General features: G+C 29.7%; 19 protein-coding genes. 10 read left to right on the top strand and 9 right to left on the bottom strand.

Translation table 11 applies throughout. From position 1 onward, the window contains the following. Positions 1–22 precede the first annotated feature (22 nt). From potA to BEE63_RS05385, 4 genes are read left to right on the top strand one after another with little or no spacing between them, the layout of a single operon-like run. On the top strand, positions 23–1,081 hold the full coding sequence (gene potA, locus BEE63_RS05370) for a spermidine/putrescine ABC transporter ATP-binding protein (protein WP_066020398.1): 1,059 nt from the start codon (positions 23–25) through the stop codon (positions 1,079–1,081). Continuing rightward, the gene (locus BEE63_RS05375; protein ID WP_066020399.1) at positions 1,068–1,901 is read left to right on the top strand and encodes an ABC transporter permease; all 834 of its coding nucleotides are present in this window, start codon (positions 1,068–1,070) and stop codon (positions 1,899–1,901) included. The genes potA and BEE63_RS05375 overlap by 14 nt, the downstream gene beginning before the upstream one ends. Continuing rightward, entirely contained in the window at positions 1,895–2,677 is a 783-nt protein-coding gene (locus BEE63_RS05380; RefSeq protein ID WP_066020400.1) for an ABC transporter permease, read from the top strand. Before BEE63_RS05375 ends, BEE63_RS05380 begins: the two co-directional genes overlap by 7 nt. Continuing rightward, positions 2,678–3,742 (top strand): ABC transporter substrate-binding protein, encoded by a 1,065-nt coding sequence (locus BEE63_RS05385; protein ID WP_066020401.1) that lies wholly within the window; start codon positions 2,678–2,680, stop codon positions 3,740–3,742. It begins immediately after the preceding gene. Between the two features lie 313 nt (positions 3,743–4,055). Here BEE63_RS05385 and BEE63_RS05390 read toward each other — a convergent pair whose 3' ends face one another. The 4 genes from BEE63_RS05390 to BEE63_RS05405 all read right to left on the bottom strand — a co-directional run bounded on the left by BEE63_RS05390 (position 4,056) and on the right by BEE63_RS05405 (position 7,412). Then, positions 4,056–4,844 carry a hypothetical protein gene (locus BEE63_RS05390; protein ID WP_066023171.1) on the bottom strand — a complete coding sequence of 263 codons (789 nt, stop codon included), beginning with the start codon at positions 4,842–4,844 and terminating at the stop codon, positions 4,056–4,058. 381 nt (positions 4,845–5,225) lie between these two features. After that, positions 5,226–5,711, bottom strand: a complete 486-nt coding sequence (locus BEE63_RS05395) for a GNAT family N-acetyltransferase (protein WP_066020402.1) — start codon at positions 5,709–5,711, stop codon at positions 5,226–5,228. A gap of 164 nt (positions 5,712–5,875) precedes the next feature. Next, positions 5,876–6,403: an NUDIX hydrolase gene (locus BEE63_RS05400; protein WP_066020403.1), complete on the bottom strand. Its 528-nt coding sequence runs from the start codon at positions 6,401–6,403 to the stop codon at positions 5,876–5,878. A 235-nt stretch (positions 6,404–6,638) separates the two neighbouring features. Beyond that, a complete protein-coding gene (locus BEE63_RS05405) occupies positions 6,639–7,412 on the bottom strand; it encodes an SPL family radical SAM protein (RefSeq protein WP_066020404.1) in 774 nt (257 codons plus the stop codon). A 311-nt stretch (positions 7,413–7,723) separates the two neighbouring features. Here BEE63_RS05405 and BEE63_RS05410 point away from each other — a divergent pair, with 311 nt between their 5' ends. After that, positions 7,724–8,833 carry an alpha/beta hydrolase gene (locus BEE63_RS05410; RefSeq protein WP_066020405.1) on the top strand — a complete coding sequence of 370 codons (1,110 nt, stop codon included), beginning with the start codon at positions 7,724–7,726 and terminating at the stop codon, positions 8,831–8,833. Positions 8,834–9,439: 606 nt separating this feature from the next. Here the strand turns inward: BEE63_RS05410 and BEE63_RS05415 are convergent. Next, positions 9,440–9,898: a YhcH/YjgK/YiaL family protein gene (locus BEE63_RS05415; protein ID WP_066020406.1), complete on the bottom strand. Its 459-nt coding sequence runs from the start codon at positions 9,896–9,898 to the stop codon at positions 9,440–9,442. Positions 9,899–10,170: 272 nt separating this feature from the next. On the opposite strand from BEE63_RS05415, the gene BEE63_RS05420 reads away from it, so the two are divergent. The 5 genes from BEE63_RS05420 to BEE63_RS05440 are packed head-to-tail and all read left to right on the top strand — an operon-like array spanning position 10,171 to position 14,371. Continuing rightward, positions 10,171–10,875: a response regulator transcription factor gene (locus BEE63_RS05420; RefSeq protein ID WP_066020407.1), complete on the top strand. Its 705-nt coding sequence runs from the start codon at positions 10,171–10,173 to the stop codon at positions 10,873–10,875. Then, positions 10,872–11,795, top strand: a complete 924-nt coding sequence (locus tag BEE63_RS05425; RefSeq protein WP_081312473.1) for a sensor histidine kinase — start codon at positions 10,872–10,874, stop codon at positions 11,793–11,795. The genes BEE63_RS05420 and BEE63_RS05425 overlap by 4 nt, the downstream gene beginning before the upstream one ends. Before the next feature lie 58 nt (positions 11,796–11,853). Then, on the top strand, positions 11,854–12,774 hold the full coding sequence (locus BEE63_RS05430) for an ABC transporter ATP-binding protein (RefSeq protein ID WP_066020408.1): 921 nt from the start codon (positions 11,854–11,856) through the stop codon (positions 12,772–12,774). Next, positions 12,767–13,561, top strand: coding sequence for an ABC transporter permease (locus tag BEE63_RS05435; RefSeq protein ID WP_066020409.1), 795 nt, complete (start codon positions 12,767–12,769; stop codon positions 13,559–13,561). Before BEE63_RS05430 ends, BEE63_RS05435 begins: the two co-directional genes overlap by 8 nt. 15 nt (positions 13,562–13,576) lie before the next feature. After that, entirely contained in the window at positions 13,577–14,371 is a 795-nt protein-coding gene (locus BEE63_RS05440; protein ID WP_066020410.1) for an ABC transporter permease, read from the top strand. 79 nt (positions 14,372–14,450) lie between these two features. Here the strand turns inward: BEE63_RS05440 and BEE63_RS05445 are convergent, their stop codons facing one another. The 4 genes from BEE63_RS05445 to BEE63_RS05460 are packed head-to-tail and all read right to left on the bottom strand — an operon-like array spanning position 14,451 to position 20,247. Then, the gene (locus BEE63_RS05445) at positions 14,451–15,830 is read right to left on the bottom strand and encodes a DUF4339 domain-containing protein (RefSeq protein ID WP_066020411.1); all 1,380 of its coding nucleotides are present in this window, start codon (positions 15,828–15,830) and stop codon (positions 14,451–14,453) included. 35 nt (positions 15,831–15,865) lie between these two features. Continuing rightward, positions 15,866–17,761, bottom strand: coding sequence for a DUF4339 domain-containing protein (locus BEE63_RS05450; protein WP_066020412.1), 1,896 nt, complete (start codon positions 17,759–17,761; stop codon positions 15,866–15,868). Further along, entirely contained in the window at positions 17,761–18,540 is a 780-nt protein-coding gene (locus BEE63_RS05455) for a hypothetical protein (protein ID WP_066020413.1), read from the bottom strand. Before BEE63_RS05455 ends, BEE63_RS05450 begins: the two co-directional genes overlap by 1 nt. A gap of 15 nt (positions 18,541–18,555) precedes the next feature. Continuing rightward, a complete protein-coding gene (locus tag BEE63_RS05460; RefSeq protein WP_066020414.1) occupies positions 18,556–20,247 on the bottom strand; it encodes an AAA family ATPase in 1,692 nt (563 codons plus the stop codon). Between the last annotated feature and the right edge of the window lie 10 nt (positions 20,248–20,257).

Below are 20,257 nucleotides of genomic sequence, written 5' to 3' on the forward strand. Positions count from 1 at the left end.
AAAGAGGTGTTAAATATTAACTATGGAAAAGGACATACTTATTGAACTTAAAAACATTTCAAAAAAATATGACGACAATTATGTAATTAAAGATTTAAATCTATTCGTCAGGCGAAATGAATTTCTTACTCTTTTAGGTCCAAGTGGATGCGGTAAAACAACAACTTTAAATATGATTGCTGGTTTTGAAACCCCAGACGAAGGAAATATAATATTTGAAGACAGTAATATAAATATTGTACCTCCTCACAAGAGGCAGATAAATACTGTGTTTCAAAAATATGCTCTTTTTTCACATATGAATGTGTACGAAAATATTGCTTTTGGTCTCAGAATCAAAAAGCTTTCAGAAAATGATATTCGCAAAAAAATTCAAGATATACTTAAAATGGTTGATCTTGAAGGCTTTGAAAAGAGGTCAACTAGTTCCTTAAGCGGTGGTCAGCAGCAAAGAGTTGCAATTGCAAGGGCTCTTGTAAATGAACCAAAACTTCTTCTACTTGATGAACCACTTGGTGCTCTTGATTTAAAACTTAGAAAAGAAATGCAGATTGAACTAAAAAATATGCAACAAAAACTTGGCATAACCTTCATTTTTGTAACCCATGATCAGGAGGAAGCCCTCACTATGTCCGATACTATTGTAGTTTTAAATAAAGGCAAAGTGCAGCAAATTGGAACTCCTGAAGATATATATAACGAACCTAAAAATAGATTTGTGGCTAACTTCATTGGTGTAAGTAATATTTTAAATGGAATTATGTTGAGCGATTACAAAGTTAAATTTGAAAATAAAATCTTTGAATGTGTGGATGCTGGATTTAATAAAGATGAAAACATTGAGGTTGTAGTAAGACCAGAAGACATAAAAATAACAAATAAATATGAAGGTATGCTTTATGGAACAGTAATTTCCTCAATATTTAGAGGAGTTCACTACGAAATTAAGGTTGAAATAAATGGCACAACATGGATAATTCATAATACAAAACATGCGTCACCAGGAGACATTATAGGTATAAATATTTTTCCTGATGATATACACATAATGCGAAAGGCTCAAGATAATGAAACGAAATAAAGGCTCTATTTCTGCATACCCTTATTTTATTTGGAGCATAATCTTCATAGTTGTACCTATTTTTCTTATAATATATTTCAGCCTTACAAACAATAATGGTGATTTTACTTTAGCAAATTATCAAAAATTATTTAATCCGCTTTACATGCTCGTATTCTTTAACTCAATTAAACTAGCACTTATTTCAACTGTAATATGCTTTATATTAGGTTATCCTGCAGCATATATTCTCTCAAAATCCAGCTTAAAAATGAGAAGTATACTTATGATGCTCCTCATAATCCCAATGTGGATGAACTTTTTGCTCAGAACTTATGCCTGGATGTCTATACTCGGGAGAAACGGAATTATAAATACTATATTTTCCCTATTAGGCTTTAAATCTTTAGATATACTATACACTGATGCTGCTGTCATACTTGGAATGGTTTATAATTTTCTTCCTTTTATGATAATACCAATATATACAATCCTCATAAAAATAGACAAGGATGTAATAAAAGCAGCTTCAGACCTTGGAGCAAATAAATTCATTATTTTTAAAAGAGTTGTTTTTCCCTTAAGCATACCTGGTGTAATGTCAGGAGTTACTATGGTTTTTATGCCTGCCGTTTCTACCTTTGTAATATCAAAGCTTTTAGGTGGCGGACAATTTATGCTTATTGGTAATCTAATAGAATCTCAATTTACAACTGTTGGTGATTGGTATTTCGGATCAGCTATATCAATACTAATGATGATAATAATACTTATTTCAATGGCTGTACTTTCAAAATTTGATAGTAAAAATGATTTGAATGGTGGTGGACGTATATGGTAGAGAAATGTCTAAAAAGATTTTATTTAACTTTAATCTATATATTTTTATATGCGCCCATAGTATTTCTCATGGTTTTCTCTTTTAATTCGGAGAAATTTTCATCACACTGGGGTCATTTTTCATTAACCTGGTACCATGCACTGCTTCAGGACGATAGAATCTTAACTGCTCTTTACTATACAATACTTGTAGCCGTAATATCTTCCATAATATCCACAATTCTCGGGACTATAAGTGCCATCGGAATAAGTAAACTGTCTCATGTGCCGAAGAAAACCATACTCAATATAAATAATATACCAGTTTTAAATCCTGATATAGTAATGGCAGTATCATTAATGACTTTATTTATATTTTTCAATGTACCTTTTGGACTAGTAACACTTATAATCGCTCATATTGTATTTTCTACTCCATACGTAATACTGTCGGTCCTTCCAAAACTAACACAGCTTCCACCAGATATTGTAAAAGCTGCTTTAGACCTTGGAGCAACCCCTAGGTACGCAATGAGAAAAATAGTACTTCCTCAAATAAAATCCGGTATATTTGCAGGCTTTTTATTTGCATTTACTATGTCAATAGATGATTTTGTAATAAGCTTCTTCAACACCGGAAATGACGTTACAAATCTTTCAATAGAAATATACTCTATGGCAAGACGAGGAATAACACCTGAAATAAATGCATTATCAACCTTAATGTTTGTAACCATCCTTATTCTTCTATTCCTTGCAAACAGAAAAAGTATTATATCAAAGGAGGAAAATAAATAAATGAAAAATATAAAAAAACTTATATCCTTATCAATTTTAATCTTCATAACTGCCTCTGCTTTAACTGCCTGCAGTTTCAAGCCAGGTACCAATAAAACTACACTAAATGTTTTTAACTGGGGAGAGTATATAGACAAGGATATAATTAAAGATTTTACAGCCAAAACAGGCATAAAGGTAAATTATGAGACTTTCTCAACAAATGAAGAAATGTACGAAAAAGTCAAATCAGGAACCAGTACTTATGATCTCATATGTCCTTCAGATTACATGATAGACAGAATGATAAAAGAGAAATTAGTTCAGCCAATTGATTTTAAAAATTTATCTAATTACTCCAATATAGATAGTAAATATAAAAATTTGAGTTATGATCCAAGCAATAAATATTCAGTTCCATATATGTGGGGAACTATAGGTATTATATATGATAAAACTCAAATTAAAGATAAAATAGACAGCTGGAACGACTTATGGGATGCTAAGTATAAAGGCAAGGTCTATATGTCAGATGATATGAGAAATTCTCTTGGCATATCCCTTAAAAGACTTGGATATTCAATGAACTCTAAAAATGCTTCTGAGATTAACAAAGCTGCTAATGAACTCATAAAGCAGAAAGAAGAAATAAATCCAGTGTATGTTGGCGATGAAATAAAAGATGATATGAGAAACGGAGAAAAGCCAATTGGAGTTATTTATTCCGGTGATGCAGCTGTACTTATGAACGAAAATCCAAATAAATACGAATACGTAATACCTAAAGAAGGAACTAATATATGGTTTGACAGCTGGGTAATACCTAAAAATGCAAAAAATAAAGAAGCAGCTGAAAAATTCTTAAACTACCTACTTGATGCAAAGGTAAATAAGAAAAATGTAGACTATATAGGTTACGGAACTCCAAACAAAAAAACCTTTAACATATTAACTGACAAGGTTAAAAACAATAAGGCTTCATACCCTGATGAAAGTTCGCTAAAAAATTCAGAGATATTCATAGACTTAGGAAATGCAAGAAAACTATATAATGATGCATGGGTAACTGTTACTGCAAAGAAATAATGGTGTGAAACAATAATATTTCAGGACGGTTTAAATAAAGGTCATAAATCTAAGAGGCTAATTGTTAAAAGCCTAAGAAGTTTCAATAACTCGCTGGACACTCAGACAATTGAAATTTCTAAGTCTTTTAACAATTAGCCTCCAAGATTTATTGACCTTTATTTAAACCGTCCTGCAACATTATTGTTTCACAAAACCGTGGTTTTAAGGAGTGTCAATATTAATAATAAAAATATATAACTTAATACCAAGAAACAAATCCACATTAGTCGCTCACTACACACTTATATCCTCTACAAATTGGGATTTGTCATTATGATGCATAAAGTGGATTTGCTTTACGAATAGAAGAGCCATAAACTTTCTTTAATTCCATAAACGCATTACTAACCTCAATTGGTATTTCTACATGAGCAATATAATTTTTACCGTTGGGTCCATATCCTTCGTCATCATCTGAAAGTCGTGGAATCTCACCCATCAATAGTGTAATATACTTTTCAATATTCCACATTCCCAGAATATGATGTTTGAACTCTAATTCATTATCTCTTACAACAACATCTACATCATAAACCGCATAATTGATTATTACATTATCTTGAGAAATATATTTTCTAAGTCCTGCCTCCATGCGATGTTGCATAGTTGCATCCTGAGAAAGAATAATGCTTTTAAAAGATATATTATTTTCTTTTAACAAGTCTAATAAATATGTTATATTGTTACCACAATTTGTAGATTTACATTCCAATAAATCTGGCTCTAAATTATATTTGTACTTCAAATATGCTGCAAACGCCTTTGCTTCTGGCAGTCCATTGGTTTCAATTTCTGGAAATTCATTATGCATTTTCACTAGTAAAGTTTCTGTTGTATGTCCTGCTCCGCCAACAATAACATATTTCCTAGCAATTCTATTTTTCATTGCTTCTGCCAAAACATCTCCACCAATCAAAATACTTCCACCAAAAAGAACCATAACATCAACTTGTTCCAAGCCATATTTTACTTTTAATTCATTTTTAGTCAATACAGAGATATCTCTTTTTCCACAGAACCTCCCCAATATATTAATACTTTCTGCTATTTTATCCTTCATATCTACTGCAATACATCCTTCCTTTTTCCTTTTTTTACAAAAGCTTTTAGGACTAATTATAGCTTCTGTTTTGTCATCAAAGGTATTAGTTATCATAAAATAATTTCTCATCTTAAAATTGATATTTATCTACATATCATTATTATACCAAATTCCTTTCGTGTTTTTTAACCATATCTAAAAATAAAATTCTCCTTGCTTTTCCCCATAAAGTGAGGTAATAGAATTTTGGAAACGGTTTAAATAAAGAATCACAAGCAGCGTCAAAAGTATTAATAAAACATGTAACTTAATACCAAGGAATAAATCATATTAACAGCTTTCTACCCATTTATATCCTCTACAAATTAGAATTTGTAAACATAAAATAATAATTCAAATTTATTTCATAAAAATTAAATTTGAATAAACACTGTTTTCCGGTTCACCATTTTTTATGTATTCTGCTGAAACAGTTTTTCTATAAAACTGCTCTGCTTCACTAACCCATCCTATAATAGCATATCCATATCCATATTCCCTCATAGATTCTAATGTCCGTAATAATAATAAAGTACCTATATTTTTACCTCTCTCTGAAGTAAGAACACCTATTGGTCCAAAAAATCCTTTTGCTGAAGCATCATAACATGCAAATCCCAATAATTTCCCTTTTTCTGTTGCAATAAAGCATTTTCCAGGACTCTGCATCAAGGATTGCTCAACCTCATAAGTCCAATTTGTTTGAAAATTTTCATGGACAAAGTTTAATATCTCCTCTTTATCTCCAGGAAAAGCTCTTTTTAACTTAATATTTTTATTAGTTACTTCATAATGCGGCAAATTAGTTAGTCCAACTATCATATCTCCACCTTTAAATTTACTCATTGACTAATCTCTCCATTACTTGTATTTTTTATTATATTAGTTCTGCTTCTAACTAAATCTTGTTTTTATTAAATCTCATCTACAAATTACAATTTATGTTTTCCAATCTTAAATTGGAGTTTGTCCCGGTAAGTACGAAATCAAATCCATATAATAGACTAAATTTACCACCTACCTAAGACTGTTAGTAAAAAAATATAATGTGTTTTGTATGGCATAAGCATAGTGGAATGTGTTTCTACCATTGTCTTGAATTTCTCAAGTGAAACATACGATACCTCTTTCACCTCATTATCGCAGAAAGAATACTCCTCTAAAAGAATATCCTTTCTATAAAGGAACACATCATCTATTTCATTTTCAATATATCCATCAACCTCCCCATACTCTCGACACGAAAAGAGATACTGGAGTTTATCTATTTCTAAATCAATGCCAAGTTCTTCTTTCCCTTCTCTTATAGCTGCTTCTAAAGATGTTTCACCGGCTTGGATATGCCCTGAAAACGAGATATCCATCATATTGGGGAACATAACTTGATTATTTCGAGTTTGTAGTAGTATCTCATCATTAGAATTAATAATCCATACACAAACGCCTTTATGAATAAGTCCTTTTTTATGAGCCTCGTTTTTTTCCTCGATCTTACCAGATTTTTGACCTAGTTCGTCATAAATATCTATCATTTCCATACAATACAGTCCCCCATAAATTAATATTTATCTACATATGGTTATTATACCAAATCTTTAGCGTTTTTTTTATATATAAAAAATAAAAGTATTATCATATGGGAGGTTTGGGCTTTGGCCACTATCCTTCTTAACCATACAAAAGCACTCTTATCATATGCGGGATATTTATATCACGTTAATAACTTTGTTTATATTTCATCGTATAGAACATTCCATACTATCTATCTGGCATTTATCTTTCCCATAAATCAAACATGAAGGTTATACGGTCATCCATACGATATTTTTCTATAATTTTTTTATAATATGATTCATCTGTCTCATATAATATTTTTTCATATTCTTTAGCATACTGTGGATACTTTTTATTAATCCAATTGTAAATTTTCTTATCCTGATTACCTTTTGTCATTACTCTTAATTTATCAAGATAAATAGGGATATTTGTATCCAATGCATTAATCATTTCATCAATATTCATAACATACGGAAGAATTGGGGTAATAAATGCCCATACATCAATACCTTCCTTCTTCAATTCATTTGCTACTTTAATATTTGCATTATCAGCACCTCTATCTGCCTGATTTAAGTTAGATAACCCAAGTAATATGGTAACTGGATTTTTAAAACTTTTTAACAAATCCAAATCACGTAGAATTAATTCGTTATCTGATTTTGTTGTAATATAAACATTCATATCAGAAGAACTCAATACATGAATACATTTTCTAGTAAGGTGATATTCATCTTCTAATGGCATATATGGATCACTTAAACTGCCTATATATACGTCACCACTGCCTTTCTTCTTTAGTTGATCCTTTAAAATATCTGCAATATTCTTTCTTACAATTATATCCTTACTCCAATTTATATCATTCATTTGAAAACAATAAGGGCATTGTAGCTGGCATCCAACATAAGAATCAATAATATCCACTTTGCTTCCATCAGGTTGAATTTCTTTTTCAAACGCATTAGTTACAAGTATTTCTTTAATCATAGAGTTTACCTCCTCAATAAGATAATATGTTTTTTTTATTTAAAGTAATTATTTATCTTAATAACATTATTATGCCAAATTATTTTTGTGTTTTTTTACATATTGTTAACTTTTCAATTAACATTGAGAGCTTCCAAGCAGCTGATTTTTAACATTTTATTTACAATTATATCATAAGAATGAAACAATGTAATATGTTAACTTAGTTGACATTTTACTTTAAAAAATATAATATGATTATTAATAAAAACATGTATATACTGACATGTTTTTTATTACATATATATTTTTTAATTAGGGAGGAAAAATTAATGAAACAAAAATTCAAACACAAACATATTATGTCTATATTAGCCATATGCTCTATTTTTGTATTCTCGTTGACGGCATGTTCACAAAATATTCAAACAGCTGCACATACTAATTCTAGAACAGATTCTACTTCACCTACTTACAAAGATGTAGTTTTTGCCACCGTAAAAAATGATGATGGAAAAACTAAAAAATTACGAATGAATATTTTCAAACAAAACAAATCATCTAAGAACACCCCTGTTCTTGTATACATTCACGGTGGTGCTTGGGCTATGGGTGATTATAAATGTGAAGTTAATGTAAATACAAAACTTGCTGCTAAAGCTACTAAAAGCCTTAATAAACATAAATCTCCTTCAGAATACAGTAGTTTTAAAAGTGTAGTCAAAGATGGAATAACATTTGTATCTGTAGACTATCGTTTAAGTACAGAAGCTGCTTTTCCCGCTCAAATATATGATGTTAAAGGAAGTATTAGATATCTACGTGCTAATGCCAAAAAATATGGTATTGATCCAAATAGAATAGCAGTCTGTGGAGAATCTGCTGGAGGACATTTGGCTGCATTATTGGCTACAAGTGGTGGTGTAAAAGAGCTTGAAGGTGACGTAGGCGGAAATCTTAATTTTTCCAGCAAAGTAATAGCATGTGTTGATTTCTTCGGTCCAACTGATTTACTTTCAATGGGACCTGAAATGGATCCCTCTATTCAATCACCTGCTGACGCAGCTAAAATGCATGATTCGCCGGATGCTGCTGAATCTAAACTTCTTGGCTTTGACAAATCGGGACAAGGTGTAGGTGTTCTTAGACAACTACGTGACAAAAACGACACTAGTTCACCATATTGGTCAAAAGTAAAATTAGCTGAATTAGGAAGTCCTATAAACAATGTTACTTCAGATGACCCACCAACATTTATTGCACATGGTGGTAATGATACTCTAGTACCAATTAAAGAAAGTTTAAAATTTAGTTTAGCACTCACACATGCAGGCGTAAAAAATACATTTATGACATATTCAAAAGATCCTCATGGTTATCAGAGTCCAAGTATTACCAATTCAGCTCTAAAATGGATAAAATTACAATTAAAGTCCAAGTGATAAAAAGTTCAATATCAAAAAACTGTCGCACTAATTTTTTAGTGCGACAGCCTCTTTTAATAATTAGCCTTCAAGATTTATTGACCTTTATTTAAACCATCCTGCAACATTTTTGTTTCACAAAACAGTTGGCTTAAGGGAAAAAAATTTCTCCGTACATACGAAATTTTGAAATGCTGTAGAACCACAGGCAACATCAAGAGTGTTAATAAAACATATAACTTAACACTAATGAACAAATCATGTTAACCGCTTACTACCCATTTATATTCTCTACAAATTAGAATTTGTCTGAGCTTTTTTCGGGCAAGTTATTAAAATTTCTTAGTATTTTAATTATTTAAATCTTAACCTTATATAAGCCTTTATTTCAAATTTTCAGTAGCGCAGCGAAAGAAAATCTTCCTTGCTTTTCCCCATAAAGTGAAGTAAAAATATTTTAGAAACGATTTAAATGAAACCCAATAAGACTTTGTCCCAAATAATTAAAAGACTTAGTAATTTTAATTTGTCTGAGCTTTTTTCCAGCGAGTTATTAAAATTTCTTAGTATTTTAATTATTTGGGGCTTAGTCTTATGAGTTTTATTTAACGTTTTAAAATATTTTTACTTCACTTTAACTTTTATAACCACCTTTTTTATCTCTGTAGGCTTGTCAAAAGTACAGCCTGGCTTATGAGCATCTGTAGGGAAAAATATACAATAACTTTTATCCTCTACATTTATTTTTGAATAAAATTTACAATCATTATAAAAAGCTATATCTTTTTCTTTTGAATATGCTCCTTTGATATTTAATTTATCCAATGGTATCCATCCCATAAATTCTTTTCCTTTAACGATATATTGAATATCTATGTAATTTTTATGAGATTCAAACTTTTTATCCTTTTCATCTTTAGTAACATACGTTTGTACCGAAGCGAAAACTTTATCAGAATCAATCTCATATTTTCCGTCTTCAAGTTTTTCTAAATCATTATCCTTTAAAAACTTAAAGGCCTTCTCAAATCCACCATTAATATCCATATATAAATTTGCATTTTCTAATTTATCAACAATCATTTTTTATTCTTCCTTCCCCTATTAATATTGATATTACAACGTTTTCTTAAATCAAAAACGCATTAAACACAGTTGAGCACATTAAAATACATTCTGCCCTCCTTGTATTATAAGTTTGTTCCGTATTATGAATATGTGTTTCGTATTATGATAACTTATATTATGTATTATAACATTTTTGATGGCTTTTTTAAACAATTAGTATATTACAAATACAAAAATCATTTAATTTCATCAGTATATGGTAAAATAATTTTTAAGAGGTGATTTTAATGCGAAATCCAAAAATACTTATAATTGAGGATGATGAAGCTATAAATACTATGATTAGTAAAGCCCTTTCAAAAGAAGGCTTTGATATAAAAAATGCTTTTGATGGTGAAGAAGCTTTAAATGTTTGGCACAACGATGATTTTAAGCTCATTATACTTGATTTGATGCTTCCTAAAATTAACGGCACTGAAATACTTCGAAGGATACGTCAAAAAAGTACTATCCCTATTTTAATTTTATCTGCAAAAGCTGAAGAAAGCGATAAAATTATAGGACTTGGCCTTGGTGCTGATGATTATCTAGTAAAACCTTTTTCTGTAGCTGAACTTATTGCAAGAGTAAAAGCTCAACTTAGAAGATTTATGTACTATGATTCAAATGATAGTAATGAAAAAGCTTCCATTCTTGAACATGGTAATTTAAAATTAAATTTAGAAAACTACACTTTAATTAAAAACGATAAGACTATAGATCTTAGACCAAAAGAATTTGAAATACTAAAATTACTTTTTGAAAATCCAAACAAAGTATTCACTAAAGCTCAAATTTTCAGCTCCGTATGGGGAGAAGAATACATGGGTGATGACAATACAGTAATGGTACATATAAAGCGTCTCAGAAATAAAATAGAAGATGATAACTCTACCTCCAAATATATTGAAACCGTATGGGGAATAGGTTATAGGCTAGGTAAACTACAATGATGTACTCTTTTTTAATTGTTATTATCTTCATTCTAACTGCAATAATTGTATTTCAAAATATTAAAATAAATAAAATTTCAAATTCTTTAACGGAAATAATAATTGGAAACTTTAACGAAAGAATAAAATTTCACGACTACAATAAATCGGTCAAAAATCTAATTATAAATTTAAATCGTCTTATTGATAAGTTTCAAGAAATTGTGTCTGTAAACAAGCAGTACGAGGATAATAGAAAAAAAATGATATCAAATATATCACATGACCTTAGAACTCCTCTTACTTCAATGCTCGGTTATGTTGAAATGCTTCAAACTGATAAATCTCTAAGTTCAAATGAGAAAAAGGAATATCTTGATGTTATTGAAACCAAAGGTGAAGTTTTGAGAAGATTAATCGATGAGTTCTTTAGCCTTTCAAAAATAGACTCCGATGATATAAAATTTGAAGTTAAAAAAATAGATATAGCCGAAATTACAAGGCAGTGCCTTCTTTCTTTTTTAAAGGACTTTGATGCTAGAGAAATAACTCCTATAATTGAAATTCCAGAAAAAAAATTATACATTGATGCAGACGAAAAGTCAATAAATAGAATACTTCAAAATATAATAAGCAATAGCTTAAAATACGGCAGCAGCGGAAAAGTTATTGGAATAAATTTAAAAGAAAACAGAGACAACGTAACAATAGAGATATGGGATAAAGGTAAAGGAATTAAAAAAGAAGACTTACCTTATATTTTTGAAAGGCTGTACACTGGTGAAGAATCCCGAAATAGTAATTTAAAAGGCAATGGCATAGGCCTAACCATAGTAAAAAAACTTGTAGAAAGACATAATGGAAAAATAGAGGTAGAAAGTCTTCCTTATAAAAAGACAGCTTTTAAAATAACCTTTCCAAAAAAATTAAGAAAAATGTAAGATATATGTTATGCATCTGTAAACATTATAGGGTAATATATATTTCGAGGTGAATTTCATGGAATCAATAATTGAAACATACAATCTTACAAAAACTTACAAGAATATAAAAGTAGTAGACGACTTAAATTTGAACATAAAAAGAGGACAAATTTATGGATTTTTAGGGCAAAATGGTGCTGGTAAAACAACAACACTTCGTATGATTTTAAATCTTATAAAACCATCAAATGGAGAAGTAAAACTATTTGGAGAAGTTAATCCTTCTAGAGAGGTGTTCAAAAAGATTGGAGCAATAATAGAATATCCTGGTTTTTATCCAAACCTTACTGGAGAAGAAAATCTTGAAATTCACAGAAGAATGATGGAAATAGAAAATAAAGAATACATTAAAGATGCCTTAGAAACTGCTGGTTTAGACCTTAGCGCAATAAAAAATAAAAAGGTCAAAAATTACTCACTTGGAATGAAGCAAAGATTAGGTCTTGCACGAGCTCTTCTTCACAAGCCTGAACTCCTTATTCTTGATGAACCTACTAACGGCTTAGACCCAATCGGAATCAAAACTATGAGGGATACCCTTATTGATTTATGCAATAAAAGAGGCCTAACAATACTAATATCAAGCCATCTATTAAGCGAAATAGAACATCTTGCAACTGAAATAGCAATTATACACAAAGGTCGTCTACTTGAGGAAATAGATTATAAAGAGCTTCAAAGGAAAAATAGAAAATACCTAAAAATAAAAGTAAGTGATGATAAAAAAACCTGCTTCCTTCTTGAAAATAAACTTAATTTTAAAGATTATGAAGTTACTGAAAAAAACATTATAAGAATTTACGGAATGCTAGACAAAAGCGCTGTTATTTCTAAAATATTAGCTGAAAATAATATAGAATTATATGAAATGTCTGTTAGTTTAGATAACCTTGAAGATCATTTTGTAAAGCTAACAGGAGGTGCTGTAAATGCCTAATGCTGTTTACTGCGAATTCCTTAAATTAAAAAAATCTAAATTTTATTTATTTTTGCTAATAATTACATGCTTTTTGCCTATAACTTCATGCTCTAATTTTTTAGGAACTAACCGTACAATACACTGGACTAGCTATATTTTTCAAGCCTGGCAGTTTACTCCTGGATTTTTGAGTATTCCAGTATCCACCTTAATTGTTTCTTATATATTCACAAAAGAATTTCATTTTAAAACAATGTCCACTTTATTTTGCTATCCACTGAGTAAAACCAAAGTATTTTTTTCAAAATTAATGGCTTCGGGTATTTTAATAGCTTTCTATATACTCTTTCAATTTTTGTTAGTCATTTTAATGGGACTTTTATTAAAACATGATGAACTTACAAGTCAAATTTTCTTTACCTACTTAAAAATAAATTTATATGAATTATTTTGCATATATGCAATTTTGCCAATTGGACTCCTAATTTCACTAATTTCCAAAAATTTTATAGTGCCTGTAGGTTATAGTTTTATAATTTCCTTAGCTAATATGTATATTGCCATTTATATATTAAAATTAAAAACAAACTCTACTGGAAGTTTTTTGTATAACAATCAGAATTACTTTGTAGCCTATTATCCAACGCTAGTATTTCAAAATTGTGTTAAATCTGTAAAAACAGTTATGAATATAAGTTTAAATTCCGTACCAATGCAAACTTCAAGTATACTTATAGCTTTGATAACTTTTGCTATAGGAATTATTTTATGTTTACTATATTACTCCAAATGCGAAATAAAATAACAGGAGATGTTTCAAATGTATAATGTCATCTATTGTGAATTCTTAAAAATAAAAAAATCTCATTTTTATTTGTCTTTAATTTTGATAGTATCCATTTTACCAATAGGCTTAAATCTTTTGGCAACCAACGGAAGTTCCTTAAAAAATAGTGTTAATTATATCTTTCTAATAGAAAAAGCATCCTTTAATTTTCTAACTATTCCACTATCCACACTAATTGCTGCTTATATATTTACAAGAGAATTTTCTTTAAAGACAATGTCTAATTTATTTTGCTATCCAGCTAGTAAGCTAAAGATATTTTTTTCAAAATTAGTGTTCATATTACTTTTAACAGCTAGCTTAATATTCTTTCAGCTTTTTTTTGCACTTTTACTCGGCAGCGTGTTTAATCACGCCGAGCTTACAAAGAACCTTCTGCTTGTATACTTAAAATTGAACTTATATCATATATTGTGCCTATATGCAATTTTGCCTATTGCAATTTTAATAGCTCTACTTTGTAAAAACTCAATAATACCATTTATCTACAGTGCTGTAGTTTGTATCTGCAATTCATACATGTCAGTTTTTATACCCATGGCAAACAAAAATACTTTAGGCTATGCATTTAAAAACAATTGTGATTACATTCCAATATATTTTCCTATTAAAATACTTTCTAATTTCTTTAATCAGACAAAAGATAAGATACTAATTATACCAAATGCTGTCCCGTTACATAATATAAGCATATTTATAGATTTAATATTATTTATAATGGGTACCCTCTTATGTTTTGTATATTACAATTTTCAAGATATATATTAAAGCTACAGATTGAAAATACTTTAATTCAAAACATAAAACAAGAGAATTTCTACGAAAGAAATTCTCCTAAATTTTCTCTTTAATAATCTATTAATCTTGAGTGAGACTCTTTTTTACCATTATTATATTCTAAATTAAAATCATTCTTATTAAAACTAAGCTTCTCTCTTATCTCTTCTACTTGATGAGGTTTTAATTGTAAAAGTTGTTCAACATCTTCGACACTATTAAATACCATTCCACCTTTTCTCTTATCAAGTATAAGTTTTGAATTCTTTAAATTCATACAATCAAGATTAAGAAGATCATCTAAGCTGCAATTATTAATATCAATCTTCTCGTCTTCCACTTCACTTTTATAATTCATATTATTAATTTCATTTGGTAATGGCGGTACATTAAAAAATGATTCGTCAATTAAATCTTTCAGTTCTTGTATTTGTAAAAGAGGTATCCAATCACTCATGCCAAATTTCCATGCATAACAATCTTGAATTTTAAGTTCACCTGAATTAATTTTGCACTTTAAAGTTTTCTTATCAAAAGTTCCACACTGCTTACCATTTATAGCAATTTTCCATTTTGGCTCTATATCATTAATTTTATTAGTGGTAATATTGTCCTCTGATGTACTTGCATTAGTATTTTTCTCTGTACTATCTTCATCCTCCAATAAAAGATTTTGAATTTTCTGCATAAATTGTGGCAATTCACTTCTCACTACAATAGTACTAATAAAGTTAAACCCACCTATTATTAGTGCAGTTCCTTTTATCTCTAGTTTATTCCTAATAAAATTTTCCCATGAAATATGCACAGCCCTCAAAAGTGTATTTTTAATATAGAGACCTCCCTGACAAATAGCAATACCACACCCTACCTTCTCCTCAGATTTACCTTCGTCAAATAAAGCTATAATCTTTTCCGAATCTGGTATACAATAATTTTTCCTAACATTCGTTATTTTTTCAGAAGAAATCTTTATACTACTACAATAATATTTCATTGAAACTTTTTCACACAGCTTACATAATTGCTTGATTTTTTCATTTGTAATTACCTTATTTTTGTTCTCTTCAATTAAAACTTTTTGAATGTCCTGTAAAAAATCACATATTTGATCCTTGGGTCCATTATTAACAAAAAACCTAAACTCACCAACGCAAATAGCACTGTTCTGTATTGCTATTGTTCTTGTAATAAAATCATCCCATGTAACATGCCTAACCTTTTGAGTCATATTCTTTAAAAAAACACCACTCTCACAAATAACCAAACCATTTTTACCATTTCCAGAAATCGTACTATCACATAAAGCTATAATCTTCTCTGAATCAGGTAAAGGATACGCTTTCTTTGCATTTATAATCTTTTTCTCAGGAATACTATCTTTATAATAATATCGCTTCATCGATGTTTTTCCACATAACTCATATATATTGCCAATATTATTATCCATATATTTATTCTCCTCTCATTAGCGATATTTTAAAATCAATAATCTATTAATCTTGAGTGAGACTCTTTTTTACCATTATTATATTCTAAATTAAAATCATTCTTATTAAAACTAAGCTTCTCTCTTATCTCTTCTACTTGATGAGGTTTTAATTGTAAAAGTTGTCCAACATCTTCTACACTATTAAATACCATTCCATCTTTTCGCTTATCAAGTATAAGTTTTGAATTCTTTAAATTCATACAATCAAGATTAAGAAGATCATCTAAGCTGCAATTATTAATATCAATTTTATCAGTTTTCTTGTCATTTTGAGAACTCATATTAATTTCATCTGGCAGTGGTGGTGCTTCAAAACCTGAGTTGCTAATTAAGCTCTTTAGTTCTTCTATTTGTAAAAACGGCATCCATTCACTCATTCCAGGTCTCCATGCGTAACAATTTTCTACCTTTAATTCACCGGAATTAATTCTTGACTTTAAAGATTTACTATCAAATGTTCCATACTGTTTACCATCTACCGCAATTCTCCATTCATCTTTAGACTCCACCTTAATATTAGACTCAGTACTACCGCCATTTTTATTTTCTGTTTGATTTTTATCTAAATAAACTTTATCATCATCCGATTTTTGTTCCATTTTTTCTGCCGTATGCTCAATCTTCTTATCTTGCTTACCTAAAAAAATCTCCTGTACTTGCTTTAAAAATTCTAGCAATTGATTTTCTACTTCATCGTATATCATAAGACTGGATTCACCTATAAGTATTTCATCAGTGCCATTCAATTTAATTTTGCATTTAATAAAATTATTCCATGAAATGTACTTAACACTTTCCCAAACATTTTTTATGTATATTCCATTTTCGCTAATGGCAACACCTCTTTTTCCATTATTAAACAAACTACTATCATATAAAGCTATAATTTTCTCTGAATCAGGTATAGGATAAGACTTTTTTACCTTCATCATTTTATTTGTAGAAATCATAGTCTTATAACAGTAATTTGATATTAGTGCATCTTCGCACAAATGATTCAATTTGTCAATTACATTCATTGTCTTATTGCCTTCAGATAATTCATTACTATCTTCAATGCAATCTTGTGATTCTAATGAAATTTCCTTAATATTTTTTAGAAGCTGCAATATAGCGGGAGAGCACCCTGGATTAGGACAAAACTTATAAGTCCCTACTAATACATTATCTTCACTTCCTTTTAGCTCACTTTTAGCTAAAACCTGCCATGAAATATATTTCGCTTTTTCCCTAAAGTTTTTAAAATAAATTCCACTGCTGCAAATAATAAAACCATTTGCTCCATATTTAAGCAAGGAAGTATCATATAGAGCTATAATTTCATCCGAATCCTTCATTGAATACTTTTCTTTAGCTTCTTCAAAAAAATATTTCTCAATAGAGTCTTTATAAATATATTTTGCCTCAATTGATAATGCTTTGCATAATTTATCTATCTTTTCACTCATACTTAAATTTATATCTAGTTTTCTTTCTGACGTATATTCTTTGCCCTTTAAAACATTCTGAATATCCATAAATAATTGAGCAAACTCTTTTAATGGCATAGTATTATCATCTAAATAAATATTACAACCATCAATTTCAAATTTGGATGATTTTATTAAACTTTTGTCCCTAAATTCAATTGAAACTTTAGAAAACCTTTCCCATGGAATATAATTAAGAGATATATCCTTAATATAAATTCCACTTGAACAAATAGCCACTCCCCTTTTTCCGTTTTGAAGTGATGTATTATCATATAAATATATAACTTCTTCTGATTTTGGTATACTATAATTTGATATAGCGGCTTCTAACTTCTTAGATGGTATTAAAGTTTTATATGCACACTTTATAAAAATTGCATTTTTGCACAAATTATCTATTTCATCAATTGTGTTCATTAACTAAGCCTCCCGGTATCAATTGTAAGAACTATGGAATTATCATCAAGTATTTTCTCGTTTTCTATAGTAACTTGTTTTTCCTTTAATTTTTTTACTACATTTTTATAAGTATTACTCTGTACGTTTCTTTTATATTCTTCATCTATATTAGATAAATGAGGGTATATCAAATTTAAACCACCATAATTTTTTATCTCTACATTATAAACACCATTATCAACTGGTAAATGAAATACTAATTCTGCATTTTCAACCTTACATACTAAATCTCCACTTTCTGACATCTGCGGGTTAACTCCATAATCCTTAAGGGTCTTGTATAAAAGTTTACCATCCTTAAAATTAGTAGGAAACATCTCATCTGTAAACTTAGGTAAAGGTGGAATTTCATTAACTTCTCTTGGATCTTCAACATTATATTTAAGTTCTTCCTTTGTACTGTTAAATACTTTTCTTCCTGCTGCCTTTTCAACGGTTCTTATAAAATTATCTATATCTTCTTCAGAATCATATTTTGAAAAAACAGCAGTAAAATTTTCATTTTCAACTTCCCAAAAGAAAAAACTTTTCTCTCCATTCATATGAGTCTTTAAAGAACCTGCAAATCTTACAACATCGTACCCAGCTTTTTTCACAACTTTGCATAATTCTTCTTCATTCTTAAAATTAGTTGAGACTTTTACTTCTGAAGATTTTAACCAACTGTTAAACCTTTCCTTTCCCATAGCCACTCTTAAAGCAAGTGCTATAGGAACAAAAACTAAAGATACTGACATATAATTTTTCCTCCTTTAAAAATCAATAGTTCTTCCACCCCTGTTATTTTTTATATCATCATGATCATTACCACTATTAACTTTTGAATTTGAATCTGCATCTGATTTGCTATTTGCTTCTTCCCCATATTCAGCTCTATCTTCTTTTGCCGTTGCAGCCACAGCTCTGACATTTGCCCACTCTCTTATACCTATAATCTGCTCACGCTGGGTTACAGAAAGTGGCACTGTATTATTTATAACCCTTATTAAATCCTCTTCCCTAAGTTCTCTGTTTTCATAGAATGCTTCAAATAATGCTGAAATGACTGCCTGCTCTATTTCCGCACCAACAAAACCTTCTGTAATATTAGCTAATCTTTCTAATAACTCATCATTTATTTCTAGTCCACTAGCTACCTCTGGATTTTTAAGTCTTTTCTTTAAATGTAGTCTAAATATCTCCATTCTCTCTTTTTTAGTTGGTAAATCAACAAAGAATATCTCATCAAATCTACCCTTTCTCATAAGTTCAGGAGGAAGAGAATTTATATTGTTTGCAGTTGATACAACAAATACTGGTTTCGTTTTTTCCTGCATCCATGTAAGAAACGTTCCAAAAATTCTAGTAGATGTTCCACCATCACCCGAGCTTCCCGTACCACTAAAACCTTTTTCTATTTCATCTATCCATAAAATCGAAGGTGAAACCGCTTCTGCTGTCTTTATAGCCATCCTCATATTTTCTTCAGAGCTTCCAACAATACCGCTGAATATTTTACCCATATCAAGCCTTAATAATGGTAAATGCCACATAGCACTAATTGCCTTTGCTATAAGACTTTTACCACATCCCGGGACCCCTGTTATTAAAACTCCTTTAGGTGCTGGCAAACAATATTTTTGAGCTGAATCAAGCCATGATTTATTTCTCTTTGTAAGCCACCTTTTTAAGTTTTCCAGTCCACCGACATCTTCCATTCTTAAATTGCTTTTTACAAATTCCAGTATGCCTGTTTTCTTAATTACCTGCCTTTTCTCTTCTAATATAACATTCAAATCATTTATATCTAATGATCCATCTTCAACCATAGCCCTTGCAAAAGCATTTTCAGCTTCCTTAAGTGTTAATCCCAAAGCAGCTTTTGATAATCTCTCTTTTTCCTCTTCAGTTAGAGAAATCTTAATTCTTCCACTCTGCCCATTAACTCTTATCATTTCATCTAAGACATTTCTTATTTCTTCTATAGATGGGAAATCAAAATCTACTATAGTTATATCCTTTTGAAGATCATCTGGTAATACAAGAAATGGCGATATAAATACAATACTTTTAGGTTTAGGACTTTGTTTCAATCTCGGAACCATATCTCTAATTTTTCTAATAATTTGATAATCAATGTTTTTACCATGCACACCAAAATACACATGAAAATCCTTAAGTACAAATATAGATGCTTCTTGAAATTTTTCTATAAATTCTAATGCTTTTAAAGGATTTTTTGTCTCATCGCTACCATTAACCTCTTCACCTTTAATTCCTTCAGTTTGACTCCAATAGATTACTTTTCGTGGAGTTCTTATAAGTTCTACATCATTCGCTAAATCCTCTATTTCCTCCATAACTCTTTCTTCTTCCCATGTAGATATATAAACATATGGAAATCGAGCTTTAAAAAGATTTGCCAAACGCTTTTTAGTATCAAATGCACTATTTTTATTATCCATGTTTCTCCTC

Origin of the sequence: Clostridium pasteurianum (assembly GCF_001705235.1) — a bacterium.
In the GTDB taxonomy this organism is placed as follows: Bacteria; Bacillota; Clostridia; order Clostridiales; family Clostridiaceae; genus Clostridium_S; species Clostridium_S pasteurianum_A.

What these genes read in the sequence shown, in the direction of transcription:
- BEE63_RS05450 (WP_066020412.1), bottom strand. Translation starts at nt 17,761, where the DNA reads ATGAACACAATTGATGAAATAGATAATTTGTGCAAAAATGCAATTTTT.
- BEE63_RS05435 (WP_066020409.1), top strand. Translation starts at nt 12,767, where the DNA reads ATGCCTAATGCTGTTTACTGCGAATTCCTTAAATTAAAAAAATCTAAA.
- BEE63_RS05455 (WP_066020413.1), bottom strand. Translation starts at nt 18,540, where the DNA reads ATGTCAGTATCTTTAGTTTTTGTTCCTATAGCACTTGCTTTAAGAGTG.
- BEE63_RS05400 (WP_066020403.1), bottom strand. Translation starts at nt 6,403, where the DNA reads ATGGAAATGATAGATATTTATGACGAACTAGGTCAAAAATCTGGTAAG.
- BEE63_RS05385 (WP_066020401.1), top strand. Translation starts at nt 2,678, where the DNA reads ATGAAAAATATAAAAAAACTTATATCCTTATCAATTTTAATCTTCATA.
- BEE63_RS05425 (WP_081312473.1), top strand. Translation starts at nt 10,872, where the DNA reads ATGATGTACTCTTTTTTAATTGTTATTATCTTCATTCTAACTGCAATA.
- BEE63_RS05460 (WP_066020414.1), bottom strand. Translation starts at nt 20,247, where the DNA reads ATGGATAATAAAAATAGTGCATTTGATACTAAAAAGCGTTTGGCAAAT.
- BEE63_RS05415 (WP_066020406.1), bottom strand. Translation starts at nt 9,898, where the DNA reads ATGATTGTTGATAAATTAGAAAATGCAAATTTATATATGGATATTAAT.
- BEE63_RS05440 (WP_066020410.1), top strand. Translation starts at nt 13,577, where the DNA reads ATGTATAATGTCATCTATTGTGAATTCTTAAAAATAAAAAAATCTCAT.
- BEE63_RS05375 (WP_066020399.1), top strand. Translation starts at nt 1,068, where the DNA reads ATGAAACGAAATAAAGGCTCTATTTCTGCATACCCTTATTTTATTTGG.
- BEE63_RS05395 (WP_066020402.1), bottom strand. Translation starts at nt 5,711, where the DNA reads ATGAGTAAATTTAAAGGTGGAGATATGATAGTTGGACTAACTAATTTG.
- BEE63_RS05430 (WP_066020408.1), top strand. Translation starts at nt 11,854, where the DNA reads ATGGAATCAATAATTGAAACATACAATCTTACAAAAACTTACAAGAAT.
- potA (WP_066020398.1), top strand. Translation starts at nt 23, where the DNA reads ATGGAAAAGGACATACTTATTGAACTTAAAAACATTTCAAAAAAATAT.
- BEE63_RS05380 (WP_066020400.1), top strand. Translation starts at nt 1,895, where the DNA reads ATGGTAGAGAAATGTCTAAAAAGATTTTATTTAACTTTAATCTATATA.
- BEE63_RS05445 (WP_066020411.1), bottom strand. Translation starts at nt 15,830, where the DNA reads ATGGATAATAATATTGGCAATATATATGAGTTATGTGGAAAAACATCG.
- BEE63_RS05420 (WP_066020407.1), top strand. Translation starts at nt 10,171, where the DNA reads ATGCGAAATCCAAAAATACTTATAATTGAGGATGATGAAGCTATAAAT.
- BEE63_RS05405 (WP_066020404.1), bottom strand. Translation starts at nt 7,412, where the DNA reads ATGATTAAAGAAATACTTGTAACTAATGCGTTTGAAAAAGAAATTCAA.
- BEE63_RS05390 (WP_066023171.1), bottom strand. Translation starts at nt 4,844, where the DNA reads ATGAAGGATAAAATAGCAGAAAGTATTAATATATTGGGGAGGTTCTGT.
- BEE63_RS05410 (WP_066020405.1), top strand. Translation starts at nt 7,724, where the DNA reads ATGAAACAAAAATTCAAACACAAACATATTATGTCTATATTAGCCATA.